We start from the raw sequence: 15,553 nt of genomic DNA, 5'->3' as shown, positions 1-15,553 counted from the left end.
CATCACCAAATTAAACATCGTAAAAACCGACTTGAACCAGATCACGGAAAACTCAAGCAGCTGATTAATCCCGTAGAGGGTTTCAATCCATGAAAACAGCTTATGCCACTATTAAATGGTTTGAAGTGATGCCTATTTTTAAAAATAGGGCAATTTAATATTTGGATGTAGGACACTCGTAATGAAGTCTCATTTATTAACCAGTTGTTTAATTGGTATGACTAAGCTACGCGCTGATTTTGTCTTTTTGTAGCTTTTATATTTATTGCAACAGAGCCTTTGGCTACCCTGCCCTCAGCTTCTACAAAGGAATCAGAATAAAATTTAGTGGATATACCGCAAGTATCGTTTTCCGTGTTTTATAGAAAGATAAGTATTCCTTCTAATCCAGCTGATTGTATGATTTAACCTTTGTCGATTTTGCATCAAGGTGGAAGTTCCAGAGCTCTAGGGCAAACCGTTGGTGGGGGAACATGAATTTATAGTGCAGCTATTGAGTTGAACCTGAGAGTCTTTGCTGACGCCTCTACCTTTTGAAGCTATTTAATTTAATCGTTGTAAAAAATAGAGCTAGCTTGTTAACACAAATAGTACTACTATTACCTCAGCTAGAAAAATGTCTTTTTTACATTCTCCAAATCGTCGTTTTATTCATTTAATCCCTCGTACTGTAGTTTTATTGCTGACCTGTTTCCAGCTACTTTCGCCTATTAAAGGCATTTTAATAAAAAATTAAAGGATATACACATGTCTACAACAGTAAATGGGATTGTGAAGTGGTTTAACGAAGCGAAGGGATTTGGTTTTATTGAACAAGAGTCTGGCCCAGATGTATTTGCCCACTTTAAAGAGATTGTAAGTTCTGGTTTTAAAACGCTTACTGAGGGACAGCGAGTGCAATTCGTTGTAACGCAAGGGACTAAAGGTCCTCAAGCACAGAATATAATGGCTCTTTAACGAGAGGCATTTTTTACTACTACATTACCTTGGTGATGTAGTAGTTGTCATTTATTGTACAATGTACTAAACAATGATCACATAAAATAATACTGCAAAGAAATGGCAAATACTCCCCGATAAGACAAACAAATGCCAAAGCACGTGACTAAATATCAATCGCTCCCAAATATAGAAAATAACACCAACCGTGTAACATAAACCTCCTGCTACGATATAGGTTAATCCCCCTGGCGGCAATAATTGATAAAGAGGTTTTATAAGGATCAAAGCCATCCAACCCATCAAAAGATAAATTAGTGTAGAGAGCAGGTCAAATTTATGAACAAAAAACCATTTGAATAATATTCCAACTAAAGCGAAAGACCACATAATGGTGAATATGGTCCATCCTAGAGAGCCATTAAGCGTCACTAACAAAAATGGTGTGTAACTTCCAGCTATTAGCAAATAGATTGACGCATGATCCAAGATACGGAATAAATGCTTTATTTTTGGATCCGTCATACTGTGATAAACGGTAGAGCACACATACATCAAGAGTAAAGTACAACCAAAAACAATACTTGATACTATTTTCAAGCTGTCATTTTGATAGGCAGCAAATAGAGTTAATAAAATAAGGGCGACTAAACTTAATAATGCTCCAATCGCATGAGTTGAGGCATTACCGATTTCTTCGGCCCTGGTTTGTGATGTATCCAGCTTAATCCAAGCCATAGGAGTCTTTAACAAATAGAATGAAGCTCTCCTCTATGTTACAGTCGCGATTGTGCCCTTGACAAGCATACGATTGGACTGGAATCCCATAAATAACGGCGCCTCTTTCAAAGCTTCTCTACTCAATGGATTTGGTCTACGTACACATAGGGCCAAAAGGGGAGTTATTTATAAAATCAGACCAAGACTTTGATAAAAAATCATGAGCTTTTTAGCCAGAATTGAAACGATATCTGATTTTAAAGCTGATTTTTTGGCCATACTTTTTTTAACCGAAAAAAGTCCTGTAAAATGTCTGTCAGAACTTTTCTTTAGACATTATAGTGATTTGGGTCATACCTATTTTGGTAATCAGGGACTCAAACCATTAAATGCCGTGGTAAAGAGCAAAGAACCCTATAAGCTACGTAAACTCTAGGCCTAAAAGGAACTAATTTTGAAAAAAAGGACTTTAAAGGATCAATTAAATCCTGCCTGTGGATTATGTGAAACTAATCTCAAATTTGATTTTACCTTCGCTTTTCAACCCATCGTTGATGTTAATAAAGAAGAAATTTTTGCATACGAGGCCTTAGTTCGAGGATTAAAAGGAGAAGGGGCAGAAGAGATTCTTTCCAAAGTTAACGATACAAATCGTTATCGATTTGATCAAGAATGCCGTATACGAAGTATTTTTCTTGCTCAAAAACTTGGAATGAAGGAATGTATTTCAATTAATTTTTTACCAAATGCAATTTACTCACCTGAACTATGTATAAGAACTACTATAGCCGCCGCAGAAAAAGCAAATTTTCCCTTAGGAAAAATTATTTTCGAAGTGACTGAAAGTGAACAAATTCATGATCCAAAAAAGTTACTTACTATTTTTCAGTATTATCAAAACCGGGGTTTTGCAACTGCCATTGACGACTTTGGTGCGGGATATGCCGGTCTTGGGTTGCTTTCTGATTTTCAACCGAATTTCATTAAAATTGATATTAAATTGGTTCGTAATATTAATTCTAACCCAGTAAAACAAGCTATGGTTAAAGGAATTATTTTAACTGTAAAGCTACTAAACATAAAAATTATTGCTGAAGGTATAGAAACAGCCGCAGAAGCCAGGTGGTTTAAAGAAAATGGAATTTCACTCATGCAAGGTTATTATTTTGCAAGTCCAGGATTTGAGTGTCTTCCTAAAGTAACTAACTGGAGTTTAACTGATTAAAAGGAGCATTAGTTATCATGAGGCCCCCCTTTGACCCCGGCCGGGATCCTGGTAAAAAAGGCTCCTGTTCACGATATAAACAGCATTGGAGATCATCATGGTTATTTTAATTAACCCACTCTCATTGGTTTCATCTCAGTTTTTTTCTTAAATAAATACGGTCATAACCTTCTAAGTAATCTTTAATAGTTCCCAAATGGGTATATCCTTGTTTTAAATAAAATTCTTCAGCTTGAAAAGAAAATGTGTCTAAAGTTGATTCGCTAATGTTTCTCTTCAAGGCTTCTTGTTCGACAGCATTTAATAAATCTGTCCCAATACCTGAGCCTCGATAGTTATTGTCTACCCACAGGACATCGATATAAATTGACGTTGTATGAGCATAAACAATAGCCCCGCCTATTATCTGATTTTTGTCTTTAGCATAAACTGAAAATCTTTTTGGTTTACTACCTATAAATGGCTCATTGAAACTAATGATGCCTTCTCGAACAACTTTATTCTGCTCCTCCATCAATGACGTGTCCGTAATAATCTCTAATTGATAACCCATTTAAATGATTCCTTATTATCTAACAATAATGTGCGTCGAACAGACGTTCTACCAATTTTTAATGTCCCAGCTATTTCAGATTTGGGTTTTCCCGCCTATCTAGCCTAACCTGGCAATGCGATTTACTGAGTTATTTTTTAACTACTCTTTTCAGGATCAATCTCATTCATGCCAGAAAGAGACTCGTTAAACAATGATGAAGTCTCTGCATCGTGGTAGTCTTCCCCACATCATCTTTGCCGCCCCCCGAGCAGCTTCAAGACCAGCAAGAGTTCGTTCTTTTATCGTCTTAAGAACAGCCGCTTGACCTTACCTAGCAGATAGGGGATAGAGCACCAACCAACAATGCCCTCTATGATCAATACCAGTCCTAATGCAATATAAAAATATTTTCCCATTCCAAACAGTGCCGCAATACACAGTGCTAAACCAATTATTATCCGATTTATGCGATCTGTTTTATCTATATTACATATAAATCTCATCTTAACTCCCCTGTTTATCAGTGACTTTCTTCAAGAAAGTATGCCTTAATTTATGTGGATTAAATGCAAATTTTTCGTGTTCAGGCAAAAAAGCCAACGCTTGCTTTAAAACTCTTTCGCAAATCCGCTAAATATCCAGTACTTGTAACCATGCCCCTTAACGTGGAATGAATAATCGTTCATCTTTTTGAGGCGCCCTTTGTTCCAGATATCCCCTGCTTTTCTTGACAGGAGTCTAATTATCTACCAAGTCAGGCCCTACCTCTGATGGATATAACCTCATACCAAACCAATAATGTGAAAGACACTGATATGTACTAAAATTATACAGTGACAACTGAATATTGTCTTTGAACTGCCGTGCGGAGTTTGCTATGAATAGAAAATCACTCAAGTCAGAAAAACCTCTAAAACAAGGTAAAAAACTATCCACTAAAGAATTAAATAAAGTTGCGGGAGGTAATTGTTCAACAACTAATCCCAATCCTCCCCCTTATTGTTTAAGACCAGCAGGTACCAATAAAAAAATATAAGAGGTTCTTTGTACAAGTAGGAAAATCTCAGGCAGGGCTTCAATTTTGATTATTGAATACAAGCGTCAAGCCCTAACCCGTTTACACACGCCCTGCCCATTTATATTCCGGTTGTTAATAAAATTTTTGTCCCCTTTCCTGTCGATACCCGAAAGGGCAACTATAATGTTTCATATGGATATTTTACATTGATTTGCAGAGACAATATGATTCCTCCAGACATACCCGAAAATGAAGCCAAGCGCTTGGCTACTCTCTATAAATTACAAATACTAGATACGGAGCAAGAGGAACGCTTCGATAGAATAACACGTATTGCATGCAAGCTTTTTGAAGTTCCTATTTCTGTTATCTCATTTCTAGAGGCAGAGCGCCAATGGATGAAATCTACACAAGGTTTTGACATAAAAGAAGCTGCAAGAAAGACATCATTCTGTGGCCATGTGATTCTTTCAGATGAAATTATGGTCGTTGAAGATGCAACCAAAGATGAGCGATTTCATGATAATCCTTTTGTCCTGGGGAAACCCAATTTCAGATTTTATGTAGGCTGTCCTTTAAAAATCAAAGGATATAATGTAGGTGTGATTTGCTTAATTGATAATAAGCCTAGAGCAAGAAATGAAGTTGACCATAATGTGATTTACGATCTTGCTCAAATGGTCGAAATGGATTTGGAGCAATTGCAGCTCTCTATGACTGATGAATTAACCGGGTTATCTAACCGTAGGGGATTTTTAAAGCTAGCTTCCTATTTGTTTCAAAAGTGCCAACGTGAAAATCAGCTTTTCACTTTATTATTTTTTGATTTAGATCAATTTAAGTCCATCAATGATCAATTCGGGCATGCGGAAGGTGACAGGGTATTAAAAATTTTTGCAAACTGTCTTCTCCAAAACTTTCGCTATTATGACGTAATCGCACGGTTAGGTGGTGACGAGTTTTGTGTATTTTGTTCCGGACTAAACCAAAAAGATGTATCTGGTATTATTCAACGCTTAAAAGATTCATTAAAATCTGCAACAACAACCGATTATACAATTCAATTCAGTGTGGGTGTAATCCAATATGATCCCAAACAGCATCAAACACTTGGAGATATAATGGCTCTTGCTGATTCTGAAATGTATGTTTCTAAAAGAGGAAATAGTAATCTTCGAGAATCCTTATAGATACTCAATTGCTCCTCTTGGCGACCTTTTGGTTGTTTGGCGTTTAGCGCGAAATCGAATAAATTGGTTAAGTTTAAAAATTTCCAAGCCTACACTCTATCGTTATTTATACTCATCATTAATTGGAAAGCAACATGATCCCAACTTTTAAAACTGAGCGCTTGATTATTCGCGAAATGACTGAGGCGGATTTACCAAACTATGAAAAATATTTCATAGATTATGAGGTCATAAGGTATTTAACTGCCTCTGTGCCATGGCCATACCCAGCTGAAGGTGTTCGGGATTATTTAAACCAAGAAATCATTCCTTATTTAGGTAAAGAAAGATGGCTATGGGGTATATTTCTCCAAAAATCCCCTGGCGAATTGATAGGTGCTATTGAACTGAGGCGCAAAGCGAATCCAGATAACCGTGGATTTTGGCTAGGCAAGAAATTTTGGGGTCGGGGCATTATGACAGAAGCGTTAGTTCCTATTACAAACTACGCCTTTGACGTCCTGGGGTTTGAAAAAATGGTTTTCACCAATGCCGTAGGTAATGGCCCATCTCATCGAATTAAAGATAAAATGGGAGCTCGATTGTTATATACCAAGCCAGCTAAATTTGTCGATCCTGACTTTAAAGAGCATGAAGTATGGGAGCTATCGAAAGAAGCTTGGCAGCGAAAATCCATTAATCCTCAATGAAATATTGCTCCATAATAATCAGAAATTGTCATTTATGTTCTATGGCGTTCTGAATTTAAATCGTTAACTTTCATTGAACTTTCAAACCCACAGGCGCGAGCATAATTTTGTAACGTTTTCCAACCAGGTTTACTGCCCCCTTTCTAATCTGGAAACATTGCTCTTTTGTGTGAATTATTCTCAAAAATGGTGTACGGCGTGAGGGCAATATCCTGTTAATTGACTAACTATTTTAATAGCCCTCTGTTCGTAATATATATTTTTACAAAATGCGCTATCATGCTATTCACTTGGTCGGGCACCTCTAAGGTCGGAAAGTGGCCTGCACCCACAACCTTGCCGATAATTAGTTGAGGGCAAAGCTTTGAAAAAAGAGTTAAATCACTATAGCATCCACCACTATCTTCAATGTATAACAGGGGTAATTTGCAAGTTTTTACACGATTAGGGGCTAGTTTATTCCAAGCAAACATTGTCTCAAAATGGGAGATCCATTGCGCTTGTGAAATTGCAAAAAAAGTGTCTTCTATATGAGATTTAAACTGATCAGACGGTAGGCAAATTTGGTCAATCAGTTTTTGAATGGCGGTACGATAAGTAGGGCTTTTAAGACCTCGAAGAACATTTTCTTCGTCGTCTAAGGCTGCCTTAGGAAACAATACTCCAGAACTGATTAAAACAATCGCTGAAGGAAGCAATGGATATTTGGCTGCAAACTCTACAGCGACCATGCCACCCATGCTATGGCCAATCAATATGGGTTTTTTAATATCCAAGTGCTGGCAAAGATATGCTATATCTTCGGCATATTGCTCGATAGTCCCATATTTTCTTGGTTTATCGCTTTTTCCATATCCTCTCAAATCTATATTGATAGCCGTACCATAAGCAGAAAAAAAATTAAATTGGGGCGCAAGATGTGATGTATCTGCACCACCACCATGTACAAAAATAAACGTCGGATGGCCAGAACCTGCTTGATCATAATGAAGCTTCACTCGATCAGGTAAAATAATGTCCATAATATCTCCCAGATATTTTGGGTAATGTCACAGCCTTGTTAACGTTATAAATATAATGCAGAGTATTAAGCAGCACCACCTAATTTCTCAACACCCCTGGCAGAAAAGAGAGAGCACATAAACGATGAAGGGAAACTTCCTTCCTCTCATAGAGTGGTGGCTGACATCCAAAGGGGGCTAAGTTTTAATAGATTGTTAAATGCTTAACTCGAGATCCGACTAAAAAAATCGACGTTTTGTTTCGCTGAGTGTTATAAATAAATAACTGAAACCTTGTACTCACCATGAATAATAAATCAAATTCGGTTTTATCACAGATTCCGATAAGCATCTGGATTTTAGGATTTGTCAGCATGCTAATGGATATTTCATCAGAAATTATTCATAGCTTATTGCCATTATTTTTAACGACTACCTTAGGTGCAAGCACCTTTACAATTGGTGTCATTGAAGGGGTAGGAGAATCCACTGCACTTATTGTGAAAATTTTTTCAGGTATATTGAGTGATTATTTAGGTAAAAGAAAAGCGCTCGCTGTTATTGGTTATGCATTGGGTGCTTTATCAAAACCATTGTTTGCCTTAGCACCGACCAGTGGGGTTGTTTTATGTGCCCGAGTACTCGATAGAGTAGGAAAAGGGATCAGAGGAGCTCCTCGTGATGCACTGGTTGCTGATATTGCACCCTGTCATCTAAGGGGCAGCTCATTTGGGCTTCGTCAATCACTGGATACAATAGGTGCCGTACTGGGTCCTTTATTAGCAGGCGGATTGATGGTATTTTTTGCTAATCATTTCCGAGCAGTATTCTGGATTGCAGTCATTCCTGGAATTTTATCTGTTTTACTCCTTATTGTTGGGGTAACTGAACCAAAAATCCAGAAGCCGAATGAAAAGCGCATCAATCCGCTTCAGCGTCAAAATCTATCTCGTTTAGGTATGGCTTATTGGTGGCTTGTTGCCATTGGAGCAATTTTCACCCTTGCCCGTTTTAGTGAAGCGTTTCTTGTGTTACGTGCAATGAATGTTGGAATGTCAATTGCTGCAGCACCTTTTGTAATGGTTATCATGAGTTTTTTTTATGCTGTTTCTGCTTATCCATTCGGAAAACTTGCTGATAACATGAGTCATTCCAGGCTGTTAATGATAGGCCTATTGGTCTTAATGGTTGCCGATATACTGCTTGCAATTAATCAGTGGATAGCTGTTATGGCAGGTGCTTCTCTTTGGGGGATACACATGGGCATGACTCAAGGTTTATTGGCTGCGATGATAGCCGATGTTTCACCTATCGATTTACGTGGTACTGCCTATGGATTTTTTAATTTAGCAAGCGGGTTAATGATGCTGGTAGCCAGTATGCTGGCTGGATTTTTGTGGGAATACGCCAGTCCATCTTTTACATTCTATATGGGGGCTAGCTTTTGTGTCATTGCTCTTATTGGACTTGCTGCTCGTCGTATTCATTTAACCCCATATTTATAAAGCTACCTCCCTGCTTCGCACGAATTCTTGGAGGTACTCTATTGAATATTTCCGAGAATTGCTTAGGGCACAAAGGGGCATCCCTGACTTATTTTTTTCTTAGCATGTTTTTTTGAATGCGTTTAAGAGAAGCATTAAAGTCAGCAAACTCAATACGTTTAGCTTCTAATTTGCTTTCAACCTTTGGAGTAGGTTTAAGAAATACATCGATAACCTCTTTGAACAATTGTCTTTTGATGAAATATGCGAGATGCTCAAAGTAGCATAAACGAAGGCATTTGTATTAATCTATCGAGCCAGAAAAGTACTCCAGGGAAGATAAGTTTAATAAGGAAATTCTATGCAAAAAACTATTTATTTTTACAGTAACAATATAAAACTTGAAGGTAAGCTTGAGCTACCTGTCAGTGAATGCTTCGGCTATGTGTTATTCGCACACTGTTTTACCTGTGGGAAAGATATAGCAGCAGCACGAAGCATCTCTAAAGAGCTGGCCCTAAATGGATTTGCCGTATTGCGCTTTGATTTTACTGGCCTTGGACGTAGTGAAGGGAATTTTTCTGAAACAAACTTTTCTTCTAATGTAGACGATTTAGTTGCAGCGGCTGATTTTTTACGGAATGAGTATCAAGCACCCGTCATGCTTATAGGTCATAGCCTGGGTGGCGCTGCGGTTTTGCTGGCTGCAAAACAGATTAAAGAAGTCCAGGCGGTTGCGACCATTGGCGCACCCGCCACGGCACAACATGTCAAAGAACATTTTTCTGCTGATTTGACTGAAATAGAAAACAAAGGCAGTGCCAAAGTCAACCTGGGCCCAAAGCAGTTTTCAATTAAAAAACAGTTTCTTGAGGATATTGATCAATATCAGCAAACGATTAGAAGCACTAACGGTAAGGCCTTACTGATTATGCATTCACCCATTGATAAAATCGTATCCATTGATGAGGCAGAAAAACTCTATAAAGCAGCCGCTCACCCTAAAAGTTTTATTAGTCTGGATAAAGCCGATCATTTATTGAGTCGGCAAGAAGACGCTCAGTATGCTGCTAAAGTAATCACTGCCTGGGCAAGCCGATATCTTGTTAACTTGCCAGAGAAAGAAAAACCGTCTAAATCAGTTGCTGAGGGCCATGTTGTCGTTGAAGAAAAGGACCACCTGTTTACACAACGAGTCTACAGCGACGATCACCAGTGGTTAGCGGATGAACCAGAACAAGTCGGTGGACAAAACTTGGGTCCCGATCCTTATGAGCATCTTCTGGCTGCCCTGGGTGCTTGTACAGCAATGACCATTCGTCTTGTTGCTAATAAAAACCAATGGCCATTGGACTCTGTCCAGGTTGAGCTTTCCCATACGCGCCTGCATCAAAAGGATTGTGATGCCTGTGATGACTCTACAGGTTATATGGAAACAATTAAACGCACCGTCACTGTTAAAGGTAACTTATCCAGTTCACAGAAAGAACGTCTGGAGCAGATTGCCGATCGTTGTCCAGTACATAAAACACTAAGCCAAAAAATCAACATAAAAACAAAGATTGAATACTAAGGGTAACGCATGAAAAAACCGTTAAACAAAAAGCAGATAGAGTAAATGTGATAACTGGCAGGAAGATTACCCCCACTGCCTTCTTTGAGCGAATTAGTGTCCCCCGCCCTTCACATCCTCAATTTGCTTGTAACCACCTTGCAGCCGCATCTGCGGTGTCTTCCGGTCTCGTATTGAAAGCAATCGCCGCAGTAGGCGCAGCCTTATGTACAAGGTTGATCACCTTTTCAAACATTACTAATCCTTTAGATGGTAGTCGCATGCCAGCACCAATGACCACGCAATCATAGTTTGTCGATGTAAGCTGCTTCTCTAATGTTGAGCAACCCCTTTCGTCGGGTGTGATCATACATTCATCCGCTTGCCATCCGCGTTCTTCCAATTTGTTAATCCCAATTGCAATCCCAATATGGATTTTCTCTGCATTGAAGCCTGGTGGTAAAGCGGGGTCGGAAAAATCGACTGTTTCCGGTTTCTGTCCGACAAATAATACACGTTTCATGTGATTCTCTCCTTGAGTGGAATGCTTTAATAAGATCTCACTTTCAGTATCCAACTAAAGTACCATAATTGTGTTAAGTTAATATCTTTTGTCGGAGTTGATTATTATGATGTACTCAGATTTCACTGTTAATATCGTCTTCTCTTTTAATATTAAAATAATTTATACGTTGACAGAAGGGAAAGAAAACCTTTGCCCACCAATTCTTCTCTTACCACTTCTTTGGGCCTGATTAAATATATGTATCAGACTTATCGAAGCTTGTGGAGGCGCGGATTCAACTCTTTAATGCAACCGCTCTTTTCTCATCATTTGTCTGGGACAAAAATAACATCGTTGGTGTTTTAAAACCTAATGTTTTTCTCGGTCTAAAGTTGCACTATTCAGTTGAATATAAAGTCTAATTACTCTCTCCTCTCAATAAGAAGATTCTTTCTCTAAAGAAGTTATTAATCGTTCAAAACATTGGGGTTGTATTGGCTTGAGGAGAATAGCGTTCATACCTACTTCAAGGCATTGTTCAATCTCAGGAAGTTGAACACGCTCAGAAATAGCAATTATGGGTGTTACTTTTAGCTGCATTTTTTGTGCTTCATTATTTCTTATAGCAATACAAGCATCAATTCCACTTAGTTTAGGCAACCCAATATCCATCAAAATATAATCATATTCTTTATTGTTAGCCATTTTCACTGCTGCTTGGCCATCTTCAGCAAAATCCACCTCGAATTGCCGTAGATGTAACATGAGATGAATGATTAAGCGCGTTTCAAGTTCATCCTCCACAAGTAAAATCTGTTTTATTGATTGTGACATTTTGCCCACCTTATCCCGTACATCAGAATTTTGAGTAAATAAATTCCTAAGCCAGTTATTGACTGACTGTTGTTTTAATAGCTAACGATTAAGAGTGATGAATAAGATGGGGAGCTACTCTGTGTATAAGATGTAGTTATCCATGATCGGCAATGCTGGTCTAACGGAAGATATCTATAAATCATGCCCTCCTTGGCTATTTACTACTAACGTCCCTACTTCCAACATTCTTGAATTTAATTATTCATCAATAGTTCGAATTCTGTCTAAATTAACTACGCGCTTTGTTCGGTTTTTTAATTCCTTTTTTGGATCAGGAGCATTTAAAATTTTCTTTAATAGAGTAAGCATACATTTTCTCCTGGTTTTACAATTAAGTGGCGGAATGAATAATATGAGTAACAACACCTAAAATGACTAAACTCGTTTCATCATTAACAACAATGGGTAAATAATTAGGATTTTCTGCAACTAAATGAATCCTTCCTGGTAGGATTGCCAATCGCTTAACAGTCAGCTCACCGGCCACAGAAGCGATTACAATTTTACCGTGCGTGGGTTTTATATCTTTATTCACAACTAGCATGTCGCCATCTTGAATATTGGCATTGACCATGGAATCACCAGAGGCAGTCACTAAAAATGTACTCCCTGGTTGTTTGCTAAAATGAGTGTTTAAATCGATATAATCTTCTATATAATCATCGGCAGAAGTTGGTGAACCTGCTCGTACTGTGCTTGAAAACAAGGGCATCGCATAATTGGTAACGCCAGTTGCTAGAAAGGCTTTTACATCTTCTAACCGTGAGGCCGGTATCCGTAATGGATGCGTGCTCTCGCCGTAGGTGTTACTACCCTTTGGCCGCCCAGAGCCTTCTCGCTTACCGCCTCGTGGCATATTAGTTTCCTTTTTGATAAGTGTTCATTTATCAAAATACTAATCAAAGCTGAGCTTAAAGTAAAGAATAATTTTACTCCTACTGTTTTCAGTGATTTGCTAACTTCTTTGATGTCTTACCGCGGTTGATATGTTGATTCTTCTTTTGGAGAAATCATGGCAAATAAATTGACTGTGGCAAAAAGGCCTATTGCTGTTAAAATAAGGGTGGATTTATTATTAGAACAAAATTGTGTACAACGATCGAGAAAAGCTGGCTCCGCTTGAGTTGTAAATGAGATATCTTTATCTTGCTGCGATGTTTCAGATAATGTTGTAAGTGAGGTTACATTTTGCAATATAGAATGTAGCCACTGGTGTATGAGTTTCATGTGACATTCTGGCGATACTATTGTGGAAAATTCAATGCGTGCTAATATATCAGTGCCTTCAAAAGATGCTTTTCCCGCTTTGCCTAATGGATAACGATCCATATCATAACAATGTGAGTAATGTTCCGATTTACACTGCAATATTTCATAATACATGGTGTTTGAATGAGTATAATGGGTATAGTTTATAGCCAAACGCTCGTCTAGAAGTTTATTAAAGTTATCGATTAATTTTCCTCGCAAGAAAGGAAGTTCATTGTAATACTGGCCATCTTTATTAAACAGTAATGCTGGAAATAAGCTACCACCAAAAAGCGTATATATTTTCAACAAATATTTTTCTTCATTTTCAGGTAATTGAACTGGAGTAACCTCTATGTTCTCACTATCACCAATGGTTAATATTTTTGCATAAGTACTTATTAATTCAGGTACGTATGTTAAAGATTTCCTTTTAGGGTCATGATCGAATTTATAGCATGTATAACGATGGTAAATATCTTGAAGTTGTTTTCGAATATCCTCTGCGTTGGGATTGTCAATAAGATAACAGCTTAAAGTGATAAACAAAATAATATCTTCTGCACAAGCAAGATTAGATAATGGAACAGCATCCCCATATGCACCCGTAATAGGTTCGCTTTTGCTGGACGTTAAACGCAAGCCCAAATTGTGTTGAATTAAAGTTAGGATAGTCTCTTCAGATATTGGCATCAAACATTTTTCCAAAATTGCAATTATGAGGCTCCATTCTTAATAACATATTATTTTGGACGACATGGGCACTAAATTACTTTAACGGTATTATCAACAAATGGATAAAAATAACACACTATTTACCTAATAATCTCTCAGCCATTTCCTCCACTGTTTTAATAGCTTCGTCCCAACTGGCTGGAGAGGGATGAAAAATTAAAGGGCCAATAAATCTTTCATATCTATTTTTATATTTATGATCGTTCAAAAGTATTTCCAGACCAAAGTTTAATTCCTCTTTGGGGCTCCTCTTAAATTCTATGTGTTGCGTTCCAAATTCTAAGATATCATCCTGAATAACTTTTTCTACGAGCTCAGTAATTTTATTTAAATTAGGATGGTGATTGATGATTAAATGAAGATCATAAACATGCCTTACTAGTGTTGCATCATCTTTTTGGGAAGGATTTCTTTCGAAAGCCGCAATTCTACGAAGTAGTGCAATAAATTTTTCGCTAGCAGTTAATTCTACTGAGGCGCAAAGAATGCTTTTTATTTCAGGCTCTAATTTCATGGCCTCCGCATACATTGAGCTAACTGGTTTTTCAACTGCTTCATCAAAATTCCCAGACTCCGTGATTTCCAACTGCAATTCAGGGCGTAATGCATTTATTTCGGCAAATTCTTTTGGGTATTCGACTAAAAAATGCTGATATTTACCTTCATCTCTTTTTTTTATGCTTTTTATAAAAAATAAACTGGATGCATTCAACTTTTCGGAGATAGCTTCTTCTATCCCTTTGCGCAATTTCTTTTGCTTACTTCTTGATTCTTTTAAAATATCTAAGGAAGGAACTAACTTGATATCTATATCTTCTGACATGCGAAAGGTATTAAAATGAGCTTTCAAAAGGCTGGTACCACCTGCAAAAACTAAAGTATACCCACTTAAAGAAATTGTGCTTAATTCCTTTAATAACTGAACCGCATAATAATCTTTTTCGATTATCGTAGGGCTACTGATCCCCATAGAATCAGCAATATCTAAAAAATATGAGGTATCAATACTCACGTTTCTTTACTATTAATAGTCTGTAGTTGCCTGTTCTTATATTACGACTAAATCTAGAAGGCACAACAAATTGGGCATTTACGGGTATTTGAGGGGAATTTTCTTGGTATTCAGGAAAAAGACGCCATTTAACACCAAGCCGTGTTAAAGCTTCTTTAGCTACTTGTACAAACCCACCTTTCGCTGCAAACATAGGTTTTCCAGTTAGCCTATTAGGGCGTGCTTTAGCGTAGAGACCATATCCTACTCGTATCAATTTTCCTTCTTTGGTAAGAATGAGTAATGCACGCCCTACCTGATCATATTTGCTATTATCAAAATCAGCTCGTAGAAATACCTGCTCTTTAGATAGAGCTATTTTATTTTCTATTTGTTCTTTCAGTGACTGACGTTTCATAATAGATAAAAGTAATGCACATGTTAAAAATTATAGCAAAAATACGACATTTAGAATACAAAAATACGACATTAACTACTTTTCCAATTAAACCCCATCCGAAATACACGTCTGAAACCAATGCCTAATATAAGTATTTAATTAATAGGGGATCACTTATTCAATGTCTCAAAAAACGACCGTTTTTTGAGACTATTACCTTTTACAAATAGTTACTTTCCATTTCTCTTATAAATACTCTCTTGTTCCTCTTGGCAATATTATCGCAATATGCAGCGCAGTATGGGGTCAGGGCTTGTATTTTGATTGTTGCATGCAAGATTTAAGCCCTGCCCCCATTTGTGCATTTGTGTAGCTTTTATATTTTTTGCAACGAAGCCGAATTCCTTGCTTCGTTCAAGATAGGTGTCGGGCCAAGGGCCCGACG

At 37.6% G+C, this 15,553-nt stretch carries 17 protein-coding genes and 1 pseudogene; 8 read left to right on the top strand and 10 right to left on the bottom strand.

What is annotated here, in order from left to right:
- Nucleotides 1-33: 33 nt before the first annotated feature.
- Together ACN4Z1_RS12815 and ACN4Z1_RS12810 are read left to right on the top strand one after the other, a co-directional pair.
- Nucleotides 34-131, top strand: a pseudogene (locus ACN4Z1_RS12815) (IS6 family transposase); the annotation flags it as partial.
- Nucleotides 132-747: 616 nt separating this feature from the next.
- Nucleotides 748-957, top strand: a complete 210-nt coding sequence (locus ACN4Z1_RS12810; RefSeq protein WP_228363988.1) for a cold-shock protein — start codon at nucleotides 748-750, stop codon at nucleotides 955-957.
- A gap of 66 nt (nucleotides 958-1,023) precedes the next feature.
- Here the strand turns inward: ACN4Z1_RS12810 and trhA are convergent, their stop codons facing one another.
- Entirely contained in the window at nucleotides 1,024-1,677 is a 654-nt protein-coding gene (gene trhA / locus ACN4Z1_RS12805) for a PAQR family membrane homeostasis protein TrhA (RefSeq protein ID WP_115220334.1), read from the bottom strand.
- 436 nt (nucleotides 1,678-2,113) lie between these two features.
- Here trhA and ACN4Z1_RS12800 point away from each other — a divergent pair, with 436 nt between their 5' ends.
- Entirely contained in the window at nucleotides 2,114-2,884 is a 771-nt protein-coding gene (locus ACN4Z1_RS12800; protein ID WP_228363989.1) for an EAL domain-containing protein, read from the top strand.
- Between the two features lie 130 nt (nucleotides 2,885-3,014).
- On the opposite strand, the gene ACN4Z1_RS12795 is transcribed toward ACN4Z1_RS12800, so the two are convergent.
- Both ACN4Z1_RS12795 and ACN4Z1_RS12790 read right to left on the bottom strand, forming a co-directional pair.
- Nucleotides 3,015-3,437 (bottom strand): GNAT family N-acetyltransferase, encoded by a 423-nt coding sequence (locus tag ACN4Z1_RS12795; RefSeq protein WP_228363990.1) that lies wholly within the window; start codon nucleotides 3,435-3,437, stop codon nucleotides 3,015-3,017.
- Between the two features lie 281 nt (nucleotides 3,438-3,718).
- Nucleotides 3,719-3,922 (bottom strand): YgaP family membrane protein, encoded by a 204-nt coding sequence (locus ACN4Z1_RS12790; RefSeq protein WP_370634568.1) that lies wholly within the window; start codon nucleotides 3,920-3,922, stop codon nucleotides 3,719-3,721.
- A gap of 374 nt (nucleotides 3,923-4,296) precedes the next feature.
- Between ACN4Z1_RS12790 and ACN4Z1_RS12785 the strand changes: the two genes are divergently transcribed.
- The 3 genes from ACN4Z1_RS12785 to ACN4Z1_RS12775 all read left to right on the top strand — a co-directional run bounded on the left by ACN4Z1_RS12785 (nucleotide 4,297) and on the right by ACN4Z1_RS12775 (nucleotide 6,316).
- Nucleotides 4,297-4,455, top strand: coding sequence for a bacteriocin (locus ACN4Z1_RS12785; protein ID WP_228363991.1), 159 nt, complete (start codon nucleotides 4,297-4,299; stop codon nucleotides 4,453-4,455).
- 206 nt (nucleotides 4,456-4,661) lie between these two features.
- Complete coding sequence (locus tag ACN4Z1_RS12780; protein WP_419388211.1) at nucleotides 4,662-5,627, top strand: diguanylate cyclase; 966 nt, start codon at nucleotides 4,662-4,664, stop codon at nucleotides 5,625-5,627.
- A 134-nt stretch (nucleotides 5,628-5,761) separates the two neighbouring features.
- Complete coding sequence (locus ACN4Z1_RS12775; RefSeq protein ID WP_419386039.1) at nucleotides 5,762-6,316, top strand: GNAT family N-acetyltransferase; 555 nt, start codon at nucleotides 5,762-5,764, stop codon at nucleotides 6,314-6,316.
- A gap of 227 nt (nucleotides 6,317-6,543) precedes the next feature.
- Here the strand turns inward: ACN4Z1_RS12775 and ACN4Z1_RS12770 are convergent, their stop codons facing one another.
- Entirely contained in the window at nucleotides 6,544-7,338 is a 795-nt protein-coding gene (locus ACN4Z1_RS12770; protein WP_419386038.1) for an alpha/beta fold hydrolase, read from the bottom strand.
- Nucleotides 7,339-7,691: 353 nt separating this feature from the next.
- Between ACN4Z1_RS12770 and ACN4Z1_RS12765 the strand changes: the two genes are divergently transcribed.
- On the top strand, nucleotides 7,692-8,822 hold the full coding sequence (locus tag ACN4Z1_RS12765; protein ID WP_419388210.1) for an MFS transporter: 1,131 nt from the start codon (nucleotides 7,692-7,694) through the stop codon (nucleotides 8,820-8,822).
- 340 nt (nucleotides 8,823-9,162) lie between these two features.
- Nucleotides 9,163-10,374 carry an alpha/beta fold hydrolase gene (locus tag ACN4Z1_RS12760; RefSeq protein WP_419388209.1) on the top strand — a complete coding sequence of 404 codons (1,212 nt, stop codon included), beginning with the start codon at nucleotides 9,163-9,165 and terminating at the stop codon, nucleotides 10,372-10,374.
- A gap of 118 nt (nucleotides 10,375-10,492) precedes the next feature.
- Here ACN4Z1_RS12760 and ACN4Z1_RS12755 read toward each other — a convergent pair whose 3' ends face one another.
- From ACN4Z1_RS12755 to ACN4Z1_RS12730, 6 genes are all read right to left on the bottom strand, one after another.
- On the bottom strand, nucleotides 10,493-10,876 hold the full coding sequence (locus ACN4Z1_RS12755) for a hypothetical protein (protein ID WP_228363997.1): 384 nt from the start codon (nucleotides 10,874-10,876) through the stop codon (nucleotides 10,493-10,495).
- A gap of 417 nt (nucleotides 10,877-11,293) precedes the next feature.
- Complete coding sequence (locus ACN4Z1_RS12750; RefSeq protein ID WP_115220774.1) at nucleotides 11,294-11,692, bottom strand: response regulator; 399 nt, start codon at nucleotides 11,690-11,692, stop codon at nucleotides 11,294-11,296.
- Nucleotides 11,693-12,065: 373 nt separating this feature from the next.
- Entirely contained in the window at nucleotides 12,066-12,590 is a 525-nt protein-coding gene (locus tag ACN4Z1_RS12745; RefSeq protein WP_058443873.1) for a LexA family protein, read from the bottom strand.
- 116 nt (nucleotides 12,591-12,706) lie between these two features.
- Complete coding sequence (locus ACN4Z1_RS12740; RefSeq protein WP_419386031.1) at nucleotides 12,707-13,675, bottom strand: hypothetical protein; 969 nt, start codon at nucleotides 13,673-13,675, stop codon at nucleotides 12,707-12,709.
- A gap of 118 nt (nucleotides 13,676-13,793) precedes the next feature.
- The gene (locus ACN4Z1_RS12735; protein ID WP_419386030.1) at nucleotides 13,794-14,729 is read right to left on the bottom strand and encodes a nucleotidyl transferase AbiEii/AbiGii toxin family protein; all 936 of its coding nucleotides are present in this window, start codon (nucleotides 14,727-14,729) and stop codon (nucleotides 13,794-13,796) included.
- Nucleotides 14,719-15,126, bottom strand: a complete 408-nt coding sequence (locus ACN4Z1_RS12730) for a conjugal transfer protein (RefSeq protein WP_419386029.1) — start codon at nucleotides 15,124-15,126, stop codon at nucleotides 14,719-14,721. Before ACN4Z1_RS12730 ends, ACN4Z1_RS12735 begins: the two co-directional genes overlap by 11 nt.
- Nucleotides 15,127-15,553 lie beyond the last annotated feature (427 nt).

Origin of the sequence: Legionella sp. ST3F1 (assembly GCF_048553315.1) — a bacterium.
In the GTDB taxonomy this organism is placed as follows: Bacteria; Pseudomonadota; Gammaproteobacteria; order Legionellales; family Legionellaceae; genus Tatlockia; species Tatlockia donaldsonii.
This window is presented reverse-complemented; position numbering and strand designations above follow the sequence as displayed.